Source organism: Oceanospirillum sp. (assembly GCF_982874595.1).
The window spans coordinates 1-21913 of record NZ_CEYNZH010000033.1 but is presented as its reverse complement, the minus strand read 5'-3'; the positions used below and the strand labels follow the sequence as shown (position 1 = coordinate 21913).

Below are 21913 nucleotides of genomic sequence, written 5' to 3'. Positions count from 1 at the left end.
TGGCTTTTTGTATCTTTTGTTAGGATTCAAATGTTTTGTGATGGTTTGTTTAGTGTTCTATTTCATTTTTATGAATCGCATGGCTTTTGAGGCGCGTTGCCCTGTGTCGGGGGCTGGCTGCATTTTCAGAAAAGGTAAAAAGTCTGTCAGGAAGGTATAAAAAAAGCGCTGATTGCTCAGCGCTTTTGGTGTGATCAGAGAGGCTCAAATTGATAATTTGAAGGGGCGGCTCTTTATTGGTCTTAATCTTCGATAGGAACAATGGTCATGGTATGGGTGCCGTGATGATCGCCGCGAGTCAGAATAATGTTGTCGCCTTTGCTGATAACGTTACGGCTTTTCAGTTCTTCAATCGCTTTGCGAATGGATTCCGGCTCTGCGCTGGAATGGTTGAAAGGGACTGTCGTAACGCCGCGATAAAGCGCGACACGATTCTGAGTCTTCTCTTGAGCGGTAAAGGCAAAGATAGGCAACCCAGACCTGATGCGGGACATCAGTAGAGGGGTCAGGCCGGTACGCGTCATACAAACGATCGCTTTTACACCTTTCAGGTGATTGGCCGCGTACATAGCAGACAGTGCGACCGCTTCATTGATATGGCTGAAACCTTCATGCATACGATGGTTGGACTGTTGGGCTACGCGCTCAAGCTCAGCGCCACGACAGAGTCGATCCATCGCCTGAACCGTTTCCAGCGGATATTCACCAACCGCAGTCTCAGCGGACAGCATCACGGCATCAGTGCCATCCAGAACAGCATTGGCCACGTCAAAGACTTCTGCCCGGGTTGGCAATGGGCTTGTGATCATGGATTCCATCATCTGAGTGGCGGTGATGACCACTTTGTTGAGACTGCGGGCGCGTTGGATCAGGCGCTTCTGTACGCCGATCAGTTGAGCATCTCCGATCTCAACGCCCAGATCGCCACGGGCAACCATGACACCTTCGCAGGATGAGATCAGGTCGTTCATGACCTCGTCATCAGCAACGGATTCAGCTCGCTCGACTTTGGCAATCAGGCCAATGTCCCGGCCTTCCTCTCCGAGAAGCGCGCGGGCTTCTCGCATATCATCACCGGTACGAGGAAAAGAAACCGCCAGATAATCCACCTGAAGTGCGATTGCTGTTTTTATGTCTCTCTTGTCTTTTTCAGTCAGTGCGGCAGCAGACAGCCCGCCACCCTGCTTATTGATGCCTTTATTATTAGATAACTTGCCGCCTACCGTAACCGTGCAACGCACTTCCGGCTTGGCGACTTCATCGACTTTTAATTGAATACGACCGTCATCCAGCAGAAGAATATCCCCTGGGTTGACGTCATCAGCCAGCTGGGGATAGTCCACGCCAACCTGTTGTTGATTACCGGCGTCCCGTTCAAGTTCCATGTTCAGGACGAATGAATCGCCTACGGCCAGTTTGATCGGGCCATCTTTAAAGCGTGCGACGCGGATTTTCGGTCCCTGTAGGTCGCCCAATACGGCCACGAAGCGGCCTATCTCTTTTGCTGTTTTACGTACTGCTTCGACCCGCGCCTGATGATCTTCAGGGTCGCCATGGGAGAAGTTTATTCGTACCACATCGATATATTTAAGGACCTGAGCCAGTTTTGATGGTTCATCGGTAGCGGGCCCCAGGGTGGCAACGATTTTGGTTCTGCGCATTCTGTGTGATTCCTTAATCTTGCAGGGTAAAGATCAAATTTTTATCAGATAGGTTAAATAGTGGGCAGGCAACATAAACCGATACGTACATAGGTGTACTTAGCCATTTTGGGCTAAGTACTTTGATCATTGGGTATGGCCTGATTTATTCGGTTTTGCTGAGGTTATTTGTTGTAAACCTCAGCAAAAGTACCGCCAATCTTCTGATATAACCTGTTGTTATGACAGTTGTGCCTTTGGTATTCGTTGTATTACGAGATGAGGCTAGGCCTGCATCAGGGCTTTAGTGGTATCCAGCATGCGGTTGGAGAAGCCCCATTCATTGTCGTACCACGCCATCACTTTAATCAGGTTGCCCTGAACTCTTGTGTGACTGCTGTCAAACACGGACGAGTCCGGGCAGTGGTTAAAATCCACCGAAACCAGCGGTAACTGATTGTACCCCAGGACTGATGAGTCACGGGCAGCTTTTTCTAAAGCGGCATTGATTTCCTGGGCCGTCTTGGGCTGCTTAACCACAACACTCAGGTCGACCAGGGATACATTGTTGGTTGGGACTCTGACCGCCAGGCCGTCGAGCTTGCCAGCCAGTTCCGGCATCACTAAGCCAATAGCGGCAGCTGCCCCGGTTTTCGTCGGTATCATAGAGGCTGTCGCTGATCGTGCGCGGTACGGGTCAGTGTGATAAACATCCGTCAGATGTTGGTCGTTGGTATAGGCGTGAATGGTCGTCATTACACCGCTTTCAACGCCCATGGTTTCATGCAGTACTTTAACGACGGGTGCGAGGCAGTTGGTCGTGCAGGATGCGTTAGAGACGACAGTGTGTTCTGCTTTTAGTGTGTTCTCATTAACCCCGAAAACTACGGTCGCATCAGCGTCAGGTGAGGGGGCTGAGATCAGAACTTTAGCTGCACCTGCCGTTAAGTGGGCCGCAGCTTTTTCCCTTTTGGTGAATAAGCCGGTGCATTCAAGGACAACATCAATGCTCAGTTCTTTCCAGGGAAGATTGGCTGGGTCTCGCTCAGCGAAAACCTGGATGCTATGTCCGTCAACGGTGAGTGATTTGTCATCATGGCTGACATCGTAACCGAAGCGGCCATGAACAGAATCATACTGTAACAGGTGGGCGTTAATAGCAGCGTCGCCAAGATCATTAATAGCGACGATTTCCATTGATTGGGTGTGATGTCCTTCAAAATAGGCGCGAAGTATATTCCGCCCGATGCGACCAAAGCCGTTAATAGCAACGCGTATTGTTTTCATGTTGTCACTCCTTATTCGACAAACACTGAATATTCAGCAGGCTGATGTGCTGAATTCGTTTTGTTTAAGGATAGAAGGGTCCGGATTGGATTAAACAAATAGTAAAGGCTGGACTCCGGAGCGATTCGCTTTCTCAGAAAGAGCAGGGTTTTCATTCTGCTTAGGTCTAAGGTTGGTGTCTAACTGCAAGAAATGCAATGCTTTTTCGTTGCCAGCTGGCCGATTGCGACAGGCTGTAATACATTAGAAGTGAATTTTGTGTTTTCTGTTGGTGTGCTGTCCCGGTTTTTTACTGCTTTGGCATGATTCAAAGCCTTTTTTCTACTTGGGGCTGGAACTCTTGAATCTGCTGGGGTAGTTTATACGCCCTTTTCAGGCAGCACTTGACAAAGGTGCTCTATATACAGTTGTAATACGCTCGGTAAGAGAGCCTTATTGGCTTCGCCTCTATTTATAGAAAGAGGCAGATATTTGGATCTTCGATCTATTTTTTTGTAGTCGTTGGATTTTGAATAGTCGTTATATTTTTAACTTTTTGTACGTTGGCTTTTTGTTAGCAGATATAAGCGGCCGGTTTAATGGCCGAACAGATTTTGCCAACAGTATAAATTTCTTTGATCAAACTGTTTCTCAACAGCCTTAGATAAAGAGACGCTCTCAATGGGAAAAGCACTAGTTATCGTCGAGTCTCCTGCGAAGGCTAAAACGATCAACAAGTACCTGGGCAAAGACTTCATTGTAAAGTCCAGTGTGGGCCATATTCGTGATCTGCCAACCAGTGGTGGCGCTAAAGAGCCTGTTGATGCGAAAGCGCGGGCCAAAGCGGCCGCGATTACACGCAAGATGAGTCCAGAAGAAAAAGCGGTTCATAAGAAGCGTAAAGCCCGTGAGCAGCTGATCACCCGAATGGGTATTGATCCGGAGCATGACTGGGAGGCTCACTATAAGATCCTGCCCGGTAAAGAGAAGGTCGTTTCTGAATTGCAAAAACTGGCCGCCGATGCTGATCAGATTTATCTCGCAACGGATTTGGACCGCGAGGGGGAGGCGATTGCCTGGCACCTGCGGGAAACCATTGGTGGTGACGACGAGCGTTATCACCGCGTTGTGTTCAACGAAATTACCAAGAATGCGATTCAGGATGCGTTTAAAGAGCCGGGTCGCCTTGATATGAGCCGTGTTAACGCTCAGCAGGCACGTCGCTTTCTGGATCGTGTTGTGGGCTACATGGTATCACCTCTGTTGTGGGCCAAAGTTGCCCGTGGCCTTTCGGCCGGTCGTGTACAGTCCGTTGCTGTTCGCCTGATTGTTGAACGTGAGCGCGAGATTCGTGCGTTTGTTCCTGAAGAGTATTGGGATGTGCACGCGGATCTTAACCGAGACGGCAAAATGCCGTTTCAGTGTGAGGTGACCAAGGAGAATGGCAAAGGCTTCCGCCCGACCAGTAAAGAGCAAACTGATCAGGCATTGGCTCAGCTGAATGCAGCGGCTTTTACTGTCGCTAAGCGTGAAGACAAGCCAACTAAAACTAAGCCGACTGCGCCTTATATCACTTCTACTCTGCAGCAGGCTGCGAGCACTCGTTTAGGTTTTAGTGTTAAGAAAACCATGATGCTGGCTCAGCGTTTGTACGAGGCGGGTTATATCACTTATATGCGTACCGACTCCACCAACCTGAGTAAGGAAGCGGTGGAGAGCTGTCGTGATTACATCTCCGAGAGTTTCGGTAAGAAGTACCTGCCGGAAGCGCCAAACAGTTACAGCAGCAAAGAAGGGGCTCAGGAAGCGCACGAAGCGATTCGTCCTTCTGATGTGAACCGCTCTTCCACTGATCTGAAAGCGATGGAGCGTGACGCCGAGCGTTTGTACGAGCTGATCTGGCGTCAGTTTGTGGCCTGTCAGATGGTGCCGGCAGAGTATATGAGCACCTCTCTGGTGGTTGAAGCGGGTAACTTTGAGCTGCGTGCCCGTGGGCGTGTGATGCAGTTTGATGGTTTTACCCGAGTGATGCCGTCTAACAGCAAGAAAGATGAAGATCAGTCGCTGCCGGATCTGAAAGTCGGTGATCTGTTGACCCTTGAGCAACTGCTGCCGAAACAGCACTTTACCAAGCCGGTGGCACGTTTTACGGAAGCGAGCCTGGTAAAAGAGCTGGAAAAACGCGGTATTGGCCGTCCTTCAACCTATGCGTCTATCATCTCGACCATTCAGGATCGCGGTTATGTGCGCCTGGAAAACCGCCGCTTCTATGCGGAAAAAATGGGTGATATCGTCACGGATCGTCTGAGTGAGAGCTTCAGTGATCTGATGGACTTCAGCTTTACAGCGCGAATGGAAGAATCGCTGGATGATGTTGCTGAAGGCAAAAATGACTGGAAAAATCTGCTGAACAGCTTCTACAAAGATTTCAGTCAGCAATTGGCCAAGGCAGAGTCTGAAGAGGGTGGGATGCGTCCGAATCAGGCTGTAGAAACCTCTATTTCCTGCCCGAGCTGTGGTCGCCCGATGCAGATCCGTACGGCAAGTACTGGTGTTTTCCTGGGTTGCTCCGGATATTCACTGCCGCCTAAAGAGCGCTGCAAAACTACGATCAATCTCACCCCTGGTGAAGAGGCGATCAGTGCCGATGCTGACGATGAGGCTGAAACACAGGCGCTTAGGGCTAAGCATCGTTGTTCCAAGTGTGGCACGGCGATGGAAAGTTACCTGATCGATGAGCAGCGCAAGTTGCATGTTTGTGGTAATAATCCGGACTGCACCGGTTATGAAGTAGAGCAGGGTGAGTTCAAGATCAAGGGTTACGATGGCCCTGTGCTTGAATGTGATAAGTGCGGCTCTGAGATGCAGTTGAAGAACGGCCGTTTTGGTAAGTACTTTGGTTGCACCAATGAGAACTGTAAAAATACCCGCAAACTACTGAAAAACGGTGAAGCTGCACCGCCTAAGATGGACCCGGTGCCTATGCCGGAGCTGGCTTGCCAGAAAGTGGAAGATCACTACGTACTGCGTGATGGTGCATCCGGGCTTTTCCTGGCGGCCAGTCAGTTCCCGAAAAACCGTGAAACTCGTCCGCCACAGCTGGTAGAAATTCTGCCGCATAAAGCGGAAATCGACCCGAAATATAACTTCCTGATGGAAGGGCCAACCCACGATCCCGACGGTAATCCAACGGTGATTCGTTACAGCCGGAAGAATAAAGAGCAATACCTGATGACCGAAGTTGAAGGTAAGGCAACCGGCTGGCAGGCATTTTATGAAGGTGGTCAATGGGTTAGCCACGAGAAGAAAAAAGCTACCCGAAAAAGTGCTAAAAGCTAGTTCACATCCTGTGAATTTAAGCTAAACTGTGTGCGAAAGCAGCGACTAAAAGGCCGGTTAAGACCGGCCTTTTAGCGTTCTGCTGTCTGTTAGCTATTCTCTATTCTGGGCGGTTGTTTTATATGGCATCCTTTGCTTCTCGAACCATGCAGAAACTCTACTCTGCGCGGTTACTGTTACAGCATTTTGATCAGGTTGATCAGCAAGACGATTTGATCCGGCCAGCCTTTATATCTGCCCATGCCGATGCGGTTGTTTTTCATCTTCAGGGAGCGATTCAGGCTCTGCTTTATGAGATTTCCGAAACAGCCCGTATACCGCAAGGGGAATGGAAAACGGCGGCTGATCTTCAGCGAGCTGCTGAAGACCAAGGACGTGTGATTCCTCATCTGGCTCGTATTCTGGAACTGGAAAAAGACAGTTTCAGTTGGTTGAGTCAGTTGAACCGACGTTATAGAGACTGTTGGTTGCCTGAGTTAAAACAGGTGGAAACCGTTCATGATACTTCTGCTGACCGGTTAATCCCTCTGGTTAGTGATTCTGTATCGGAGCAGCAACAGCTCAATTCATGGTTGGAAAGTCTGCAGGCGTTTATTCGCGATCTGCGCCAGACCATGCAGGAATTTTGATTCAAGCAGGATGCTTAGTCACATCGAATTTTTTTAAGAGGTAATCACCTTGTCTGATAGTCCGTATCTTGAAATTGTTGAGCTTGCTGATGGTGATGTTATTCTGCAGTCTGCAGATGATCATCAGGGTGAGCCCCTGGTGCGTATCCGTTTTGCACCTGAGATTGTTGAGCATCTGCGTGGCGCAAGCTTTGATATCGCCCGCGAGATGATCGATAAGGCGATTCAGGATAATCGCTTGTGGGGAGAGGAGGATGAAGACGGCCCGAGTGAGGATGCCGTTATTCACTGAGGGTTATATTCTCTTCGCTTTATAATAAAAAAGCAGCCTTAGGGCTGCTTTTTTATTTTTGATGGCATGGCTTTTAAGTTAACTTCGATCTTATTGAAGGCCCTGACCATAGCCGCCACGAATGATGCCGACACCTATACCTTCAATGGCGAGGGACTCTGTTTCCAGATCGACCACAATAGGCTCAAACTCTTCGTTCTCAGCGATCAGGTAAACCAGATTGCCTTCCTGCTTGAAGCGCTTAACGGTCACCTCATCACCAATACGGGCGATCACAATCTGACCGTTACGGATGTCGCTGGTCTGATGAACGGCCAGCAGGTCGCCATCCATAATACCGATATCCTTCATACTGAGACCTTTTACCCGAAGCATGTAGTGTGCTTTAGGGCGAAAGAAGTCTGCGTTAACACCGGAATAGCTGTCGATGTGTTCCTGAGCAAGAATCGGGCTGCCCGCTGCAACCTGTCCTATAACGGGTAGGCCCTGGGCAGATTGTGACGGCAGTTTGATGCCTCTGGAGGTGCCGGGAATCATCTCGATGGCACCCTTGCGAGCCAGTGCGCGGAGGTGTTCTTCCGCCGCATTAGGAGAGCGAAAACCCAATGCCCGGGCAATTTCTGCCCGTGTTGGTGGATAACCGGTGGACTCCATATGTGACGTAATGAAGTCGAGTACTTCCTGCTGGCGCTTGGTCAATTTAGTCATGATGTCTCATCTGTCATTTTATACAGCGTGTACTTGCATACAGTTTACACAAAAATTGGCTTTTGTCTGCCCTTATAGGGATTTTTGTAAGGAATCTTTAATAGATGGTGATCAGTGATGGTTGACGTTTTGGCTGGAAAGAAGGTGCTGGGAATGTTTGGATAGGTTTGTTGTGTTTTAAAACAGCGTTTCACTTTTTTTGTGATCTCGTTGGCGCTGGATCTGCCTAGTTTCTTGACTTTGTTGACAATTGTATTTATGTTTCAAACATTCGTTTGATAGTTGCTTGTTGGTTAGCTTAAAGGCTGGAGAGGGCGTGCCGCTTTCTCCACAACGCATTAAGTTAGCTATGCCGCAGAAAAGTGATCGACAGAGGTGAGCATGGCTCAATTAGATACCGTCAGCCGTATCCTGGATACCGCCGAAATGTTGTTTGCAGAGAAAGGTTTTGCTGAAACCTCACTGCGTACTATTACCAGTAAAGCCAAAGTAAATCTTGCGGCTGTTAACTATCACTTTGGTTCAAAAAAAGCGCTGATTCAGGCGGTGTTCGCCCGTTATCTGGATCCTTTTTCCGAGCGCTTTAATGAAGAGATGGATCTGCTTGAGAGTCGTCATAAGGGTGAAGATATTCCCCTCAATGCGGTACTGGAGACGTTGACGACAACGGTGATCACCATGCCAAGTCCTACCCGTAACGGTCTTTCCGTATTTATGCGCCTGTTAGGGCTTGCTTACACTCAGGCGCAGGGGCATATGCGGCGTTATCTGCAGGAACAGTACGGCAGTGTCTTCTATCGTTTTACCGCGATGGTGCGCAATGCTTCCAGTGATCTGCCGGATGTTGAGCGCTTCTGGCGTCTGCACTTTATGCTGGGCTCTGCGGTTTTCACCATGTCCAGTCTTGATGCCCTTAAAGACATTGCTGAACAGGATTTCAACGAGCAAACCCGTGTTCGTGACGTGGTTCAGCGCCTGATTCCGTTTGTTTCGGCAGGTATGTCTGCACCGATTCCTGATTTGGCAGTGTCTGATCCGGCTTCCGGAGAGGGCTGAGTTGGTGGCGATAAAACCGGAACTGGCACCAGACTGGCAGCAATTTGCCCCGGAGGGACACTGGCTTCAGGTTGATATTGAGCGTCAGCAGGTTTATGTGATCCGAAAAGCAGAGTTTGAGCTCTGCTTTCCCGTTTCTACCGCTTTAAACGGTGTCGGTGAGGAAGAGGGCAGTGGTTGCACGCCATTGGGCTGGCACACTGTACGCGCCAAAATCGGTGCCGGAAACCCTGCGAATGCCGTATATCGCGGGCGTCGCTGGACCGGAGAGTGTTATACACCTGAACTGGGTGAGGCTTTTCCTGAGCGTGACTGGATTCTGGGGCGTATTCTCTGGCTGAGCGGCCTTGAGACCGGGCGCAATCGTGGCGGTAACCGGGATACGATGCGTCGGTATATCTACTTCCATGGAACGCCGGACAGTGAGCCGATGGGACAACCTCTCTCCCATGGCTGCATAAGATTGCGTATGCAGGATATTATTCTGCTATTTGAAGATGTTGCCGTATATACAGCGGTTTATATCGGTTGATTTAAATTTTTATCCTCTAATTTCAGATCTTATGACCTTCAGCAAAGTGCCGGAGGTTTTTTTCTTTCCGGTTCTCTGTTAAATTTCGCGGTTTATTCATTTCTCTGTCACAGGATAATGTCGCTATGACCCACGGGCCAATTATGCTTGATCTGGAAGGCTATGAGCTGACCAGTGATGAGCGCGAACTGATCGTACACCCACTGGTGGGCGGTATTATTCTGTTTGCACGAAATTATCGTGACCCTTCTCAGCTGGAATATCTCACCCGAAGCATTCGGGAGCTGCGCCCTGAAATCCTGATTGCAGTGGATCATGAAGGTGGTCGTGTTCAGCGCTTCCGTGATGGCTTTACCCGCATTCCACCGATGGCGCGTCTGGGTGAACTCTTTATGAAGGATCCCGAGTCGGCATTAGAACTGGCCTGGGATACCGGCTGGCTGATGGCATCTGAGCTGCTGGCCTACGGTCTGGATTTCACGTTTGCACCGGTTCTGGATCTGGATTACGGCAACAGCGAAGTGATTGGTGACCGTGCCTTCTCCGGTCGTCCTGAGATCGTGACCCGTCTGGCGGATGCTCTGATTGAAGGTCTGCACGAAGCCGGTATGCCGGCTATCGGTAAGCACTTCCCAGGCCATGGCTATGTTGCCGCAGACTCCCATGTTGATCTGCCTGTTGATGTACGCCCTTTCTCAGAGATTGATGAAAGCTGTCTGAAGCCTTTCACGGCACTGTGCCCGTTACTGGATGGTGTTATGCCAGCGCATGTGATTTACGAGAAAGTTGCGCCGGAACCTGCGGGTTTCTCCCCGTATTGGCTGAAAGATATTCTGCGTCGTCAGCTGGGCTTCAAAGGGGTGATTTTCAGCGATGATCTGGGTATGGCAGGTGCTGCTGCAACGGGTGACTATTCAGCCCGTGCTCATGCGGCCCTTGGCGCCGGTTGCGATATGGTGCTGGTCTGTAATGACCGTGACGGTGCCCTTCAGGTGATTGATGCCCTGAAAGACTTTGATTTTTCTCCACGTTCAGAGCAACGACTGTCTGCCCTGAGTGTTCTCTCCCGGCCGACACTGGATGCGTTGGATGCTGATCCCCGATATAACCGGGTAGCGGATCAGCTGGAAGCGCTTGTTTAAGCGATTCTGCCATTAAACTGAATTTATCCCGGTGCTGTATCCGAGTAAAAAAGGGTTCGGCTCCGGGATTCATTATTTATGACACAAAACAGATCATTGGAACTAAACAATGCCAGTAGAAAATAACCTGGAACGTATCAAAAAAGTCTTTGCCGAAGCCGATTGCCTGTGCACTAAAGAGCAGGTTGATTCAGCGCTGGATAAGATGGCTGATGAGATTACTCAGACATTGGGTGATGAGCTGCCAGTGGTTTACTGTGTAATGAATGGTGGTCTGATCACCACTGGCCATCTGTTGACCCGCCTTGAGTTTCCGCTGGAAGTGGATTACATCCACGCGACCCGTTATCGCGGTGAAACTACCGGTGGTGAGCTATACTGGCGTGTTCCGCCTGAAGTGAATATGGAAGGCCGTACCGTCCTGATCGTTGACGATATTCTGGATGAAGGCCACACGCTGGCGGCGATTCTTGATTATTGCCAGGAGCAGGGTGCTAAAGCGGTATACAGTGCTGTTTTGGTTGATAAACTGCATGACCGTAAGGCGCGTCCGGATATGACCGCAAGCTTTACCGGTCTTGAAGTGGAAGACCGCTACCTGTTCGGTTATGGCATGGATTTTCAGGGCTTCCTGCGTAATGCACCGGGTATCTACGCGCCAAAAGGCATGTAATCCGGTTCCGGGTACGTTTAAAAGCCGCTGTTCCGCAGCGGCTTTTTTGATTGAGCAGATCTGATGTGGTAAGGCAATCTGAACCGGCCACTCAGAACGTAAGCATTAGGATAAGACAGATGTTGGCAATTATCGGTGGTACCGGCCTGACTCAGATGGAAGGTCTGAATGTTGTTTCCCGTCAGCAGGTCTCAACCCAATGGGGGGAGCCGTCAGCTGAGATTGTGACCGGCTCAATTGAGGGTAAAGAGGTGCTGTTTCTGGCCCGTCATGGCCATCCGCATCGTATTCCGCCTCATAAGGTTAATTACCGTGCGAATATTCAGGCGCTGAAAGATGCCGGTGCAACAGCGATTATTGCGGTTAATGCCGTCGGCGGTATTCATCCTGAGTGTGAGCCTGCGGGTCTGATGATCCCGGATCAGATTGTTGATTACACCTGGGGCCGTGAGCATACCTTCTTTGCGGATAACCTGGATGAAGTGGTGCATATTGACTTCAGCTGGCCTTACGATGAGCCTTTGCGTCAGCTGCTGCTGAAAGAAGCTGCCAACCTGCAGCTGAAGGTGATGGATAAAGGCGTCTATGGTGCGACTCAGGGGCCTCGTCTTGAGACCGCGGGTGAGATTCAGCGCATGAAACGCGATGGTTGTGATATAGTCGGTATGACCGGTATGCCGGAAGCGGCGCTGGCTCGTGAAGTTGAACTGCCTTATGCCTGTGTGGCGCTGGTGGTGAATATGGCCGCAGGCCTGACCGATGAAATTATCACCATGGCCGAAATTGAAGCAGCCCTGCATCAGGGAATGGGTAAGGTGCTGAGTCTTCTGTCATCCTCTGTGGCGTCTTACCAGCCAGAAGCTTTTTAGAAACCGTCTTTTAAACCCTACCGTGTTTAGCGCTTCAGATAAGCGGATATGAGACCACTCCATCCGCTTTTTTATGTCATTAAATTACCGATGATTGGTCATAGAAGCGTCATCTGATCCCTTTAGTCTTTTCCTCAGCAAAGCAAACAAACCGACAGGTTAAGACCTGTAATATTTGTTGAGGTGGTCCCATGACACAAAGTTATATCAATCAGGTTTTTGAACGTTTTTCCGATGAGCTATCCAAGACTGAAGAGCAGGCGATGACCCTGTCTCTGCGAGCCCATCTTCTTCATGAAGCCAAACGCTTACAGGAGACGCTGAAAGCTCTGATTGTTCAGAGTCAGCTGAGTCATCCGGAGATCTTCTTTATTAATACGCTGGATCACTTTATCGCCTGCGCGCGTCTTGAACGGGCAGATAAGTTACAGATGCACTGTTTGTCACTGAAAGGTGAGTTGGTGCGTATGCGTTCTGAGGGTGTGAAAAAGGCCGGTTCAAAAAGTGACTGGAAGTCAGTAATGGCTGCGCCGATGGCAAGTGTTCAGGCGATCACGGCCTGATTGGCCGGACATGGCACGGTTCACCCGAACACGATGTGATGCTTTATCCCTTTTGTAGACGTTCTTCACGGCGTTTGATCAGCATTAGGTTGACGCCTTCTTCAATAGCCTGTTCGATATTAAAATCCGGAAAAGCAGGGATGAGTTTCCGGCGGATATCGGTGATGGGCGTCCCTTCCGGAAATACGCCAATCGGCAGTTTTACACTGCGGGTCGACATACCGCGACGAACAGGAATCTTGTTCAGTGTGCTCCAAGCCAGGATGAAACGCTTTTCATCTTCCATCGGGGGAATATCCACCGACAACGGCTCCTGTTTTGCACGGTCCAGTGCGATGCCGTCCAGCAGATGCCCCTGTTCATGCAGAATCCCTTCAGCTCTCAGGTGTTTCTCCAGTCCGTCCCGGTCATTGGGATCGGCAATAACCTTATCTCCAACCAGTTGCTTAATGGCTTTCGTATCCGCGTAGACGGGGTTTCCTTCGCAGTCGAAAATATCGTAGGTAGGGCGAAACATTTGGTTGAAGCCGTGGTAATACCCTAGCGTCATATATTGGCGACTCATAGACTGGTCCTGCACTCTTGCTGTTGTTTTAGTGGGTTCTCTATTCCGTGAGACGGATTCTGAGCAGAAAGATTATAGGCTGTATTTCATAGTAAAAACGAGCTTATTTTTAGAAAAATCCCGTATTTCAGCGGGTTATAGATATGTACTTGATTCGCATCAAAACGATAATCACGGCTTAAATTAAGTGTTTCCAGGCCGTTTTAACTCAGTGAGCTGGTCGATGGGCTCCAGGATTGTGATCAAAGTCATATAAATTATGCATTATAGGTGAAAAGGTCTTGTCTTTTTTCTACAATTGCCCGCTAGGGTTTTCCCTAGCCTAGGAGATATTGTTCTGATCGGAAGGCGCAGCCTTAAAGGAAAGAGGGAGCTGACAGATGATGAAGTTAACCAGTGAAGAGTTTGCTTGTGACCCAAAACAATGGGTAGAACAGACGGTCCAGGAGCACGGTACTATTGTCATTGAGAGTGAGATTGGACGTGCTGTGATGATCTCCGAAGAGGATTGGAACTCCATTAATGATATTTTACAGGTCGTATCGATGTCTGGTATGGCGGAATCAATTCGCTCCGGTTTGCAGGATGAAATTGATCTGACGGCTGAAAATATCGACTAATGTGGTTAGCTCCGGGCTTCTGATGTTATATCTGCCTAAACCTGATTACCTGAAAACGGCCTCAAATGAGGCCGTTTTTTTATGAGCGCAAACCCCAAGTGGCCGCTATTCAGAACCCAGCTCGTAAGTTCTGTTGCTATCCCAATACTTGTTGAATAAATTTGGCAACATGGCTTCCAGCTGGTTGAGGTCTTCCGGCCAGGGGTAGTTGATGTCCGGGTCCGCAGGCACCTGGATCCTTTTCAGAAAATCTTCCTGACCGGTTTTGGCTTCGTAGGCTTCCCGGGCGGCAAAGACCAGACCTTCCCCGGTAATATCCTCAATAGGATCCTGTACGTTACTGAATTCTGCCAGGCGGTCTGAGTTTTCCAGAATAGCTTCAAACTTTTCCTGACCAAAAGAGAGTAGCCAAAGACGAAAGTCCTCGAAGATATCATCGTTGATATAGCTCTGGAGAATAAAGTTCGCCATAAGAACGGGGAAGCAGAATGCCCGATTCTTTTGAAGGGCAAGATGATTTTCAAAGGCGATTAACTGCTCTGGGGACAAACCTGCCAAGGTGTTCGCAATATGCTGATATTGACCTTCCGAGCCTGGGGTATTTTGTAGTAGGGACTGGTTAATGATGTCCCAGAATTCTTGTTCTGTCATGGGGGCGTCTCAAGCGTCTAAGTCAGTCGAATTATAACGTTATGGCACATTGGGCGAGCGACTGGGATCAAAAAAGTCGCAGCCCGAGCCCTTGGGAATACGATCTGATGACCTGAATCACTGGACAGGCTTTGTTTTTGTAATTGATAAGACGGGGTTGATACCAGAGTTTTGCTCAAAATCGCGAATAAGCCGGTGCTATTTCCTGTGCTGTTCTAAGCTTTGTTAAGTGCTGCAACCTCAGGGAATGCGTAAAGGAGTTTAGAGTGACCTATAAACATGCGGATATGAGCCTCTGGAGAAGAAAGCGTCTCAGAGATCAGCCTGTGATTTCGGTAGACAGGTTTTGGAGTGGTCAGGTTCAGGAGTTGGGCGATTATCGTCCCGACGATGCGTCAGGCTCGGGTTTAAGGCCTTTGGCGTTGATAGGTTTTGCCTCGGATGAAGGCGTTAAGCGCAATGCGGGCCGTTCTGGGGCTGCCCATGGCCCGCTTGTTATTCGTAAAGCCCTATCTGAACTGGCATGGCATCAGCAAAGGGATGTCTTTGATGCCGGAGATATCTGGTGCGAAGAGGAGCAGCTGATAATTGCTCAGAGTCAACTGTCGGGTCATATCGCACATCTTTTAAGTTCAGGCCTGCAGCCCATTGTTTTGGGAGGTGGTCGTGAGATGATTTGGGCCAGCTATCAGGGAGCAGCCCGCTATATTTCTGTTGGTCAGCCGGATGCTGCCATTGGCGTAATCAGTCTGGGGGCCAGATTGGCATTGGCGGATGCAGAGCCTCAGCCCAGTGCTTTATCTGTTTTTTATCAGATTGGCCGCTATTGCGAGGAGCACAACCTGGATTTTCCCTGCTTCTGTTTGGGCGTGGATGAACAGTCGACCTCCGGAGATGAATTTGAGCGGGCAGAGGAATACGGCGTGCTTTGGCGTCTTAGCGATGAATGTCGCTCATTGGATTTCCCGGAAATTAGGCGTGATGTCAGTCAGTTTCTGGCCAGTCTTGATTATCTGTATCTCTCTATCAGTCTGGATTTTTTTTCGGTATCTGCCGCTCCCGGAGTCAGTGCACCGTCAGTGTTTGGTGTTGAGACCCGGGTAGGCCAGGGGATGTTAAGACTTATTTTGGATGAGGCCAGAAGAGCCGAGGTCCCTGTTTTATTAGCAGGTATTTCTGAGTGTAATCCGTTGGAAGATCCAGATGGTCGAACCGCCCGATTGGCAGCGGGTCTGATATTTGAGCTGGCGCGGTTATAATGCCGTTTTATCTTCTTAGAGGCAGATATGAGAGATGTTCTGATCAACCGTGAGCCGGTTGAGTTATTTAAGATTCTGAAATTCGAAAGCTTGGTTAATAGTGGTGGTGAAGCTAAGCAGGTGATTGAGGACGGTTGCGTGTTAGTCAATAGTGAAGTGGAGACCCGAAAACGCCGCAAAATTGTTTCCGGTGATGTTATCGAATTCAATCAGGAACAGCTGAAGGTTGTGTTGATCTCCTGATTTGTCACGCCCAGCCAATAACCCCTGAACATCTGGGATGTTCAGGGGTTATATTGAACTCTAGCTTTCAACAAAGGCCCGTTCAATCACATAGTGGCCCGCTGCGCTATTTTTCGCCTCGCTAAAGCCCTGTTCTTGCAGAATTTCCACCGTTTCTTTCAGCATGGATGGCCCTCCGCAAATCATAAAACGGTCATTTTCCAGATCAAAAGCGGGAAGGTTAAGATCCTTAAATAGTTGGCCGCTTCGCATCAGATCCGTCAACCGCCCCTCATTTTTGTAGGGTTCCCGGGTTACAGTTGGGTAGTAGACCAGTTTTTCCCGAATCAGATCGCCAAAGTACTCATGCTCTGGCAGCTCCTTTTCGATCAGATCCTGATACGCCAGTTCCGAGGTGTAGCGAACGCCGTGGGTCAGAATGATCTTGTCGTACTGCTCGTAGATCTCAGGATCACGAATGATACTCAGAAAGGGAGCTAGCCCTGTGCCGGTACTGATCAGATACAGGTTCTTTCCGGGCAGCAGATGGTCATTAATCAGTGTCCCGGTGGGTTTGCTGCTCAGGGTTAGCTTATCGCCCGGCTTAATGTTTTGTAGTCGAGAAGTTAAGGGGCCATCCGGAACCTTGATGCTGAAGAACTCCAGATGATCTTCGTAGTTGGCGCTGGCGATACTGTAGGCCCGCATCAGAGGACGACCTTCCACTTCAAGACCGATCATAATGAAATGGCCATTTTTAAACCGCAGGGTTGAAGCCCGGCTGGTCTTGAAGCTGAACAGATTGTTATCCCAGTGGTGGACACTGAGTACCTCTTCTTTGATAAATGCTGACATTGAGTCCTCCGGATTGCCCTTGGGTCGACTTTTAAAGAGTTAAAGCAGGGCATTGAGTGATGTCGTGGATTCTATCGGCTGACTGGTCTATCGGCTAAATGGTTTATTCTGATTTCAGTTATCTGTTTTTCTGATAAATTGTGTCTATATGTGATGGTCTTTAAATAAAAGTACTGAAGAACACCGTTGTTTGCTCAGTATAATTCAGATTGGAGTTTGCAATGCGCTACAGTCTTCGGCAGTTGGAGGTTTTTCTGGCGGCTGCCCACTTTGAAAATATCACAAAGGCAGCGCAGTCTTTGTCAATGTCGCAGTCTGCGGCCAGTAGTGCACTCAAAGAACTGGAGCAGCAGTTTGATATCCAGCTGTTTGATCGGGTCGGCAAACGGCTTCAGCTGAATGAATTGGGACGCTTGATACGACCAAAAGCGGAGTCGCTATTGGCGCAGGGGCTGGAACTTGAAGTCGCTCTGAAGCAGCACAAGCAACCGGGCAACCTGAATGTTGGCGCGACGTTGAGCATCGGTAACTATCTTGCGGTTAATATCATGGCCCGGTATATGGCCGATCAGCCCGATGCAAAAGTGAAGCTGGATGTTGAAAACACCGCCGCTATTGCGCGAAAAGTGCTCAACTTTGAACTGGATATCGGTCTGGTGGAAGGGGAGATTCAGCATCCGGAACTTGAAGTGATTCCCTGGCGGGAAGACGAGCTGGTGGTCTTTGCCTCTCCCGATCACCCTCTGGTAACCGCCAGTGAGCCACTGGATGATCAGGCGCTGAAATCCGCAAGCTGGATTCTCAGGGAGAGTGGTTCGGGGACCCGGCAGACCTTTGACCGTATCATGAGTGGTATTCTGCCGGAGCTGAACGTGCAGCTTGAACTTCAGCATACCGAGGCGATCAAGCGAGCGGTTGAAGCCGGTATGGGGCTGGGATGTTTGTCCCGCGTGACCCTGCAGGATGCGTTTAACCGTGGCAGTCTGGTCGCGTTGGATGTTCCTCACCGGGATACCCATCGCCTGTTTTACTTTATTCTGCATAAACAGAAATATCGTGGCGCCGGTGTCAGTCGCTGGTTACAGCTGTGTCGTGAGGGTGTTGAGTAAGTCACTGTTAATACGGGTTTAAGGCTCGGCCTTGACTCATTTTTTGACTGAGGCACACTGGCACTCGGTACGCGTTTCAGATGTTGTTATTTGGTTTATGCGTTATTCCGCCTCATATTTTTTTCAGGGAGTTTATCTGTGTTGCACGCCTCAGGATTTTATCAATGCTCTTCCCGTTATCGGCTGCTTGCTCCGGCGCTGTTGCTGATTGTTGCCCTGCTCTTTTCCGGTTGGGCCAAGGCCGGATTTACCCCTGAAGACTCCCGGGTTCCCGGTGGTGTTGCGGTTATTGAGTTACCCCAAAGAGGAGATTCACCACCCCATGTCTTTTTTCAGAAAGACCGTGTCTTTACCGCTCAGCAGGACGGTAAATGGTATGCGTGGGTGGGCTTGCCTCTGTCGCTGAAAGCGGGTACTTATTCCGCCTATTGGCGGACGAAAGAAGGCGATAAGCCCCTGAGTTTTCAGGTTACAGACAAGAAATATCAGGAGCAGCGTCTGACGGTTAAGAATAAGCACGTCAACCTCAGTGAGACGCAGCTTAAACGGGTGCGCCGTGAGACACCGGAGATCCGGGGGGCAATGGATACCTTTAAGCCTGTGATCTACCCGCTGCCGGAACAAGTCGTTCAGCCTACAGAGGGCAGGATCAGCAGTTCATTTGGTTTGCGTCGCGTATTTAATGGCCAGGCCCGCAGACCGCACAGTGGCATGGATATCGCCGCACCAACAGGTACACCAGTTTTATCGGCACTTAACGGAAAGATTGCGGCGATTGGTGATTACTACTTCAATGGTAAGACCGTTATTGTTGATCATGGACAGGGTCTGACGACCTTGTATTGTCACTTGTCGTCAACTGAAGCTTTGAAGGTTGGAGATAAAGTTGCAGCAGGGGATAAACTCGGTGAAGTTGGCGCTACAGGGCGTGTTACCGGCCCGCATCTGCACTGGACCGTTACTTTGAATGGTGCGAGAGTGGATCCGGCACTCTTTCTGAACAAATAAACGGCTACTGATTTTTACGAATGATAGGACAGCCTCTGCCTGCCAGCAGCGGCTGTTTTTCTATGGCAGGGTATTCGTCGTAGTGTTTAGCTGCTATTAACAGCGAATAAAGTCAGAAATACCCTTGCCCGCCTGATAGCCTGTGGCAAGACAGGCTGTCAAAAGATAACCCCCTGTTGGTGCTTCCCAGTCCAGCATCTCTCCAGCAAAAAACAGCCCTGGCAGATCGGTTGCCATCAGGTGCTCATTCAGTTGGTCGAATACAACTCCTCCGGCAGTGCTGATCGCCCTGTCAATCGGCTGGGTCTTGGTCAGTTCCAACGGCAGTGCTTTAATCGTTGCCGCCAGCTGACGGATATCCTGAAAGGTATTTTTATCGGTGAGCTGTTTCAGTAGTGCTTGCTTGACCGGGCTGAGTTTTAGTTGTTTCAGACAGTGGCTGACTGAGCGTTTACCTCGGTTGTTCAGTGCTTTTTCGATCTCATCCTGTGAGCGCGCCGGAAGAAGATCGATCAATAACCTTGCCTTGCCCTGTTGAAGGATCTGGTCTCTCAGGGAGGCAGAAACGCCATAGACCAATCCGCCTTCGATACCTTCACTACTGATCATCAGGTCACCGCTTTTGCTAACGATATCTCCAGCAGGATTTGTTGCGGAAACGAGCACGCCCTTTAACGGGATACCGGCAAACTCTTCACGGAAGGCTTCAGGCCAATCGACCTGAAAGCCGCAGTTACTGGCGTGCAGGTCTGCCAGAGCTATTCCTTTATCCTGCAGTTGGCTCTGCCAGAGGCCATCGCTACCCAGCTTTTTCCAACTGCCTCCGCCCAGTGCGAGCAGACAGGCTTTGCTCTGTACAAAAACGACTCCTGAGGGGGTGTTGAATCTGAGCGTTTCGTCCTGCCATCCCTTCCAGTAAAAGCGGGTGTGAAGTTTCAGTCCAAGTTCTTTCAGATAATGTAACCAGCTACGAAGCAGGGGGGCTGCTTTCATGCCTATGGGGAAAACCCGTCCGGAAGAGCCGACAAAGGTTTCAATGCCCAGGGACTCAACCCAGTTTTTCACTCGTGTGTTATCGAAGGACTTGACGGCTTTAATCAGGTGGGGATGAGCGATTTGCACTGAATTGGTGCGGTATCGGGTCAGAAAGATTTCCGTCGATTCCGCATGGCTGATATTCATACCGCTTTTGCCAGCATAGAGAAATTTACGGGCAACCGTGGGCATCGCCTCGAAAAGATCTACGCTGATACCTTGTTCCAGAAGCACCTGTGCGGCCATTAGGCCCGCTGGACCTCCGCCTATAATCACTGCCCCTTCAGCCTGATAGACAGATCCTGGCGTCGGTTTTGTATCGGTCATGGGCATTTCTGGAGAAGCAGACATCAAACTCTCGGTTATGGGTAATAAGTGGGCGGAGGATTTTAAAGAAGTGAAGTAATTTTGTCCTCTGCTTTATCTTTTAGCCGCAAAAGCGGTGCAGAGGCGGGCAGAGCAAAACACCCGCCTGGTGAAGGGCGGGTGTCTGGTAATGGGTCTAAAGAGCTTGGCCTGATTGACCTATAGCTTATGCTCAGTCATCGCTGGTTGCTCCAATTTTATGGATACTCAGGTCGGCACCGTTAAACTCTTCTTCATCATCAAGGCGGATATTGGCGACCTTATGCACCAGACCGTAGACGATAAAGCCACCAGCGGTTGCGATAACAATACCCACCAGTGTACCGATCAGCTGAGATACCAGCGTTACGCCACCCAGACCGCCCAGGGCTTCTAAACCGAAGATACCGGCTGCGATACCACCCCAGGCACCACACAGGCCGTGCAGAGGCCAGACACCCAGTACGTCATCCAGGCGGGGCCATTTGTTCTGCGCTATGGTGAACATCACAACGAACAGGGCACCTGCGATACCGCCGGTAATCAGCGCACCCATAGGGTGCATGATGTCGGAACCGGCACAAACTGCTACCAGACCGGCCAGAGGGCCGTTATGAATAAAGCCCGGGTCATTCTTGCCCAGAATCATGGAGGTGATGATGCCGCCAACCATTGCCATCAGAGAGTTAACCGCCACAAGGCCGCTGATACCATCGATGGTCTGTGCTGACATGACGTTAAAGCCGAACCAGCCCACGGTCAGAATCCAGGAACCCAGTGCCAGAAACGGAATGTTAGACGGTGCAAACGCCACCACTTTACCGTTGCGGTAGCGACCCATACGGGCACCCAGAATCAGTACTGCCGCCAGTGCGATCCAGCCACCGACACCGTGAACAACCACGGAACCGGCAAAGTCATGGAAAGGTGCACCGAAGCTGTTTTCCAGCCAGGTCTGGAAGCCGTAGTTACCGTTCCAGCTCATACCCTCAAACAGCGGGTAAACCAGACCGACGATCAGGGCTGATGCGGTCAGCATCGGGTAGAAGCGCGCGCGCTCAGCCACGCCACCGGAGATAATCGCCGGAATCGCTGCTGCAAAGGTCAGGAGGAAGAAGAACTTCACCAGCGCATAGCCGTTGCCCTCTGCCAGCACTTCTGCGCTGCTGAAGAAGGTGATGTCATAGGCGATCCAGTAGCCAATAAAGAAGTAGGCCAGCGTCGAGAAGCCAAAGTCGGTCATAATTTTGACCAGTGCATTCACCTGGTTTTTTTTACGAACGGTACCGACTTCCAGAAAGGCAAAGCCAGCATGCATGGCCAGAACCAAAATGGCTCCGATCAGAATAAAAAGCGTATTGGCTCCCTGCATCAGTGTTTCAACAGCGCTGTTAACGCTACTCACGGTAATGGTGTCCACAGGCATCCCCTTAATTGTTTGTATTTGCACCAAAAAGGTGCGGTTTGAGTCTGTGTTGCACAAAGTATGAACATTGCGCGTGCGCCAATAAGTGCTAGGTTTGATTATTAAAATA

At 50.0% G+C, this 21913-nt stretch carries 22 protein-coding genes; 14 read left to right on the top strand and 8 right to left on the bottom strand.

What is annotated here, in order from left to right:
* Positions 1–242 precede the first annotated feature (242 nt).
* Positions 243–1661: a pyruvate kinase gene (gene pyk, locus AC4GL5_RS12980; protein WP_490383218.1), complete on the bottom strand. Its 1419-nt coding sequence runs from the start codon at positions 1659–1661 to the stop codon at positions 243–245.
* 264 nt (positions 1662–1925) lie between these two features.
* On the bottom strand, positions 1926–2927 hold the full coding sequence (gap, locus tag AC4GL5_RS12975; RefSeq protein ID WP_490383217.1) for a type I glyceraldehyde-3-phosphate dehydrogenase: 1002 nt from the start codon (positions 2925–2927) through the stop codon (positions 1926–1928).
* A gap of 660 nt (positions 2928–3587) precedes the next feature.
* Here gap and topA point away from each other — a divergent pair.
* From topA to AC4GL5_RS12960, 3 genes are all read left to right on the top strand, one after another.
* A complete protein-coding gene (topA, locus tag AC4GL5_RS12970; RefSeq protein WP_490383216.1) occupies positions 3588–6245 on the top strand; it encodes a type I DNA topoisomerase in 2658 nt (885 codons plus the stop codon).
* Between the two features lie 122 nt (positions 6246–6367).
* A complete protein-coding gene (locus AC4GL5_RS12965; protein WP_490383215.1) occupies positions 6368–6874 on the top strand; it encodes a DUF6586 family protein in 507 nt (168 codons plus the stop codon).
* A 49-nt stretch (positions 6875–6923) separates the two neighbouring features.
* A complete protein-coding gene (locus AC4GL5_RS12960) occupies positions 6924–7166 on the top strand; it encodes a hypothetical protein (RefSeq protein WP_490383214.1) in 243 nt (80 codons plus the stop codon).
* Between the two features lie 90 nt (positions 7167–7256).
* Here AC4GL5_RS12960 and lexA read toward each other — a convergent pair whose 3' ends face one another.
* Entirely contained in the window at positions 7257–7874 is a 618-nt protein-coding gene (gene lexA / locus AC4GL5_RS12955) for a transcriptional repressor LexA (RefSeq protein WP_490383213.1), read from the bottom strand.
* Between the two features lie 381 nt (positions 7875–8255).
* On the opposite strand from lexA, the gene AC4GL5_RS12950 reads away from it, so the two are divergent.
* The 6 genes from AC4GL5_RS12950 (at position 8256) to AC4GL5_RS12925 (ending at position 12709) form a co-directional block, all read left to right on the top strand.
* On the top strand, positions 8256–8930 hold the full coding sequence (locus AC4GL5_RS12950; protein WP_490383212.1) for a TetR/AcrR family transcriptional regulator: 675 nt from the start codon (positions 8256–8258) through the stop codon (positions 8928–8930).
* A gap of 4 nt (positions 8931–8934) precedes the next feature.
* On the top strand, positions 8935–9462 hold the full coding sequence (locus AC4GL5_RS12945) for a L,D-transpeptidase family protein (protein ID WP_490383211.1): 528 nt from the start codon (positions 8935–8937) through the stop codon (positions 9460–9462).
* Positions 9463–9587: 125 nt separating this feature from the next.
* On the top strand, positions 9588–10604 hold the full coding sequence (gene nagZ / locus AC4GL5_RS12940; RefSeq protein ID WP_490383210.1) for a beta-N-acetylhexosaminidase: 1017 nt from the start codon (positions 9588–9590) through the stop codon (positions 10602–10604).
* Positions 10605–10713: 109 nt separating this feature from the next.
* Positions 10714–11277 carry a hypoxanthine-guanine phosphoribosyltransferase gene (locus AC4GL5_RS12935; RefSeq protein WP_490383209.1) on the top strand — a complete coding sequence of 188 codons (564 nt, stop codon included), beginning with the start codon at positions 10714–10716 and terminating at the stop codon, positions 11275–11277.
* Positions 11278–11396: 119 nt separating this feature from the next.
* Positions 11397–12146, top strand: a complete 750-nt coding sequence (locus AC4GL5_RS12930) for an S-methyl-5'-thioinosine phosphorylase (RefSeq protein ID WP_490383208.1) — start codon at positions 11397–11399, stop codon at positions 12144–12146.
* 191 nt (positions 12147–12337) lie between these two features.
* A complete protein-coding gene (locus tag AC4GL5_RS12925; RefSeq protein WP_490383207.1) occupies positions 12338–12709 on the top strand; it encodes a hypothetical protein in 372 nt (123 codons plus the stop codon).
* 43 nt (positions 12710–12752) lie between these two features.
* Here the strand turns inward: AC4GL5_RS12925 and AC4GL5_RS12920 are convergent, their stop codons facing one another.
* Positions 12753–13274: a hypothetical protein gene (locus tag AC4GL5_RS12920; protein WP_490383206.1), complete on the bottom strand. Its 522-nt coding sequence runs from the start codon at positions 13272–13274 to the stop codon at positions 12753–12755.
* A 380-nt stretch (positions 13275–13654) separates the two neighbouring features.
* Between AC4GL5_RS12920 and AC4GL5_RS12915 the strand changes: the two genes are divergently transcribed.
* On the top strand, positions 13655–13894 hold the full coding sequence (locus tag AC4GL5_RS12915) for a type II toxin-antitoxin system Phd/YefM family antitoxin (RefSeq protein WP_490383205.1): 240 nt from the start codon (positions 13655–13657) through the stop codon (positions 13892–13894).
* Positions 13895–13999: 105 nt separating this feature from the next.
* Here the strand turns inward: AC4GL5_RS12915 and AC4GL5_RS12910 are convergent, their stop codons facing one another.
* Positions 14000–14545 carry a DUF4240 domain-containing protein gene (locus tag AC4GL5_RS12910; protein ID WP_490383204.1) on the bottom strand — a complete coding sequence of 182 codons (546 nt, stop codon included), beginning with the start codon at positions 14543–14545 and terminating at the stop codon, positions 14000–14002.
* Positions 14546–14811: 266 nt separating this feature from the next.
* On the opposite strand from AC4GL5_RS12910, the gene AC4GL5_RS12905 reads away from it, so the two are divergent.
* Together AC4GL5_RS12905 and AC4GL5_RS12900 are read left to right on the top strand one after the other, a co-directional pair.
* On the top strand, positions 14812–15804 hold the full coding sequence (locus AC4GL5_RS12905; protein WP_490383203.1) for a formimidoylglutamase: 993 nt from the start codon (positions 14812–14814) through the stop codon (positions 15802–15804).
* A gap of 27 nt (positions 15805–15831) precedes the next feature.
* The gene (locus tag AC4GL5_RS12900) at positions 15832–16047 is read left to right on the top strand and encodes an RNA-binding S4 domain-containing protein (RefSeq protein WP_490383202.1); all 216 of its coding nucleotides are present in this window, start codon (positions 15832–15834) and stop codon (positions 16045–16047) included.
* 60 nt (positions 16048–16107) lie between these two features.
* On the opposite strand, the gene AC4GL5_RS12895 is transcribed toward AC4GL5_RS12900, so the two are convergent.
* Complete coding sequence (locus AC4GL5_RS12895) at positions 16108–16881, bottom strand: ferredoxin--NADP reductase (protein WP_490383201.1); 774 nt, start codon at positions 16879–16881, stop codon at positions 16108–16110.
* 221 nt (positions 16882–17102) lie between these two features.
* Here AC4GL5_RS12895 and AC4GL5_RS12890 point away from each other — a divergent pair, with 221 nt between their 5' ends.
* Positions 17103–17990 carry a LysR family transcriptional regulator gene (locus tag AC4GL5_RS12890; protein WP_490383200.1) on the top strand — a complete coding sequence of 296 codons (888 nt, stop codon included), beginning with the start codon at positions 17103–17105 and terminating at the stop codon, positions 17988–17990.
* 138 nt (positions 17991–18128) lie between these two features.
* Positions 18129–18998: a peptidoglycan DD-metalloendopeptidase family protein gene (locus tag AC4GL5_RS12885; protein WP_490383199.1), complete on the top strand. Its 870-nt coding sequence runs from the start codon at positions 18129–18131 to the stop codon at positions 18996–18998.
* 96 nt (positions 18999–19094) lie between these two features.
* Here the strand turns inward: AC4GL5_RS12885 and AC4GL5_RS12880 are convergent, their stop codons facing one another.
* Positions 19095–20360, bottom strand: coding sequence for a TIGR03862 family flavoprotein (locus AC4GL5_RS12880; protein ID WP_490383198.1), 1266 nt, complete (start codon positions 20358–20360; stop codon positions 19095–19097).
* A gap of 211 nt (positions 20361–20571) precedes the next feature.
* Positions 20572–21783 carry an ammonium transporter gene (locus AC4GL5_RS12875; RefSeq protein WP_490383231.1) on the bottom strand — a complete coding sequence of 404 codons (1212 nt, stop codon included), beginning with the start codon at positions 21781–21783 and terminating at the stop codon, positions 20572–20574.
* Positions 21784–21913 lie beyond the last annotated feature (130 nt).

Excerpts from the sequence above, each read along its gene's own strand:
- AC4GL5_RS12890 (WP_490383200.1), top strand. The coding sequence starts at position 17,103 with ATGCGCTACAGTCTTCGGCAGTTGGAGGTTTTTCTGGCGGCTGCCCAC.
- AC4GL5_RS12965 (WP_490383215.1), top strand. The coding sequence starts at position 6,368 with ATGGCATCCTTTGCTTCTCGAACCATGCAGAAACTCTACTCTGCGCGG.
- nagZ (WP_490383210.1), top strand. The coding sequence starts at position 9,588 with ATGACCCACGGGCCAATTATGCTTGATCTGGAAGGCTATGAGCTGACC.
- AC4GL5_RS12935 (WP_490383209.1), top strand. The coding sequence starts at position 10,714 with ATGCCAGTAGAAAATAACCTGGAACGTATCAAAAAAGTCTTTGCCGAA.
- AC4GL5_RS12950 (WP_490383212.1), top strand. The coding sequence starts at position 8,256 with ATGGCTCAATTAGATACCGTCAGCCGTATCCTGGATACCGCCGAAATG.
- topA (WP_490383216.1), top strand. The coding sequence starts at position 3,588 with ATGGGAAAAGCACTAGTTATCGTCGAGTCTCCTGCGAAGGCTAAAACG.
- lexA (WP_490383213.1), bottom strand. The coding sequence starts at position 7,874 with ATGACTAAATTGACCAAGCGCCAGCAGGAAGTACTCGACTTCATTACG.
- pyk (WP_490383218.1), bottom strand. The coding sequence starts at position 1,661 with ATGCGCAGAACCAAAATCGTTGCCACCCTGGGGCCCGCTACCGATGAA.
- AC4GL5_RS12915 (WP_490383205.1), top strand. The coding sequence starts at position 13,655 with ATGATGAAGTTAACCAGTGAAGAGTTTGCTTGTGACCCAAAACAATGG.
- AC4GL5_RS12925 (WP_490383207.1), top strand. The coding sequence starts at position 12,338 with ATGACACAAAGTTATATCAATCAGGTTTTTGAACGTTTTTCCGATGAG.
- AC4GL5_RS12920 (WP_490383206.1), bottom strand. The coding sequence starts at position 13,274 with ATGAGTCGCCAATATATGACGCTAGGGTATTACCACGGCTTCAACCAA.
- AC4GL5_RS12880 (WP_490383198.1), bottom strand. The coding sequence starts at position 20,360 with ATGACCGATACAAAACCGACGCCAGGATCTGTCTATCAGGCTGAAGGG.
- AC4GL5_RS12930 (WP_490383208.1), top strand. The coding sequence starts at position 11,397 with ATGTTGGCAATTATCGGTGGTACCGGCCTGACTCAGATGGAAGGTCTG.
- AC4GL5_RS12895 (WP_490383201.1), bottom strand. The coding sequence starts at position 16,881 with ATGTCAGCATTTATCAAAGAAGAGGTACTCAGTGTCCACCACTGGGAT.
- gap (WP_490383217.1), bottom strand. The coding sequence starts at position 2,927 with ATGAAAACAATACGCGTTGCTATTAACGGCTTTGGTCGCATCGGGCGG.
- AC4GL5_RS12910 (WP_490383204.1), bottom strand. The coding sequence starts at position 14,545 with ATGACAGAACAAGAATTCTGGGACATCATTAACCAGTCCCTACTACAA.
- AC4GL5_RS12900 (WP_490383202.1), top strand. The coding sequence starts at position 15,832 with ATGAGAGATGTTCTGATCAACCGTGAGCCGGTTGAGTTATTTAAGATT.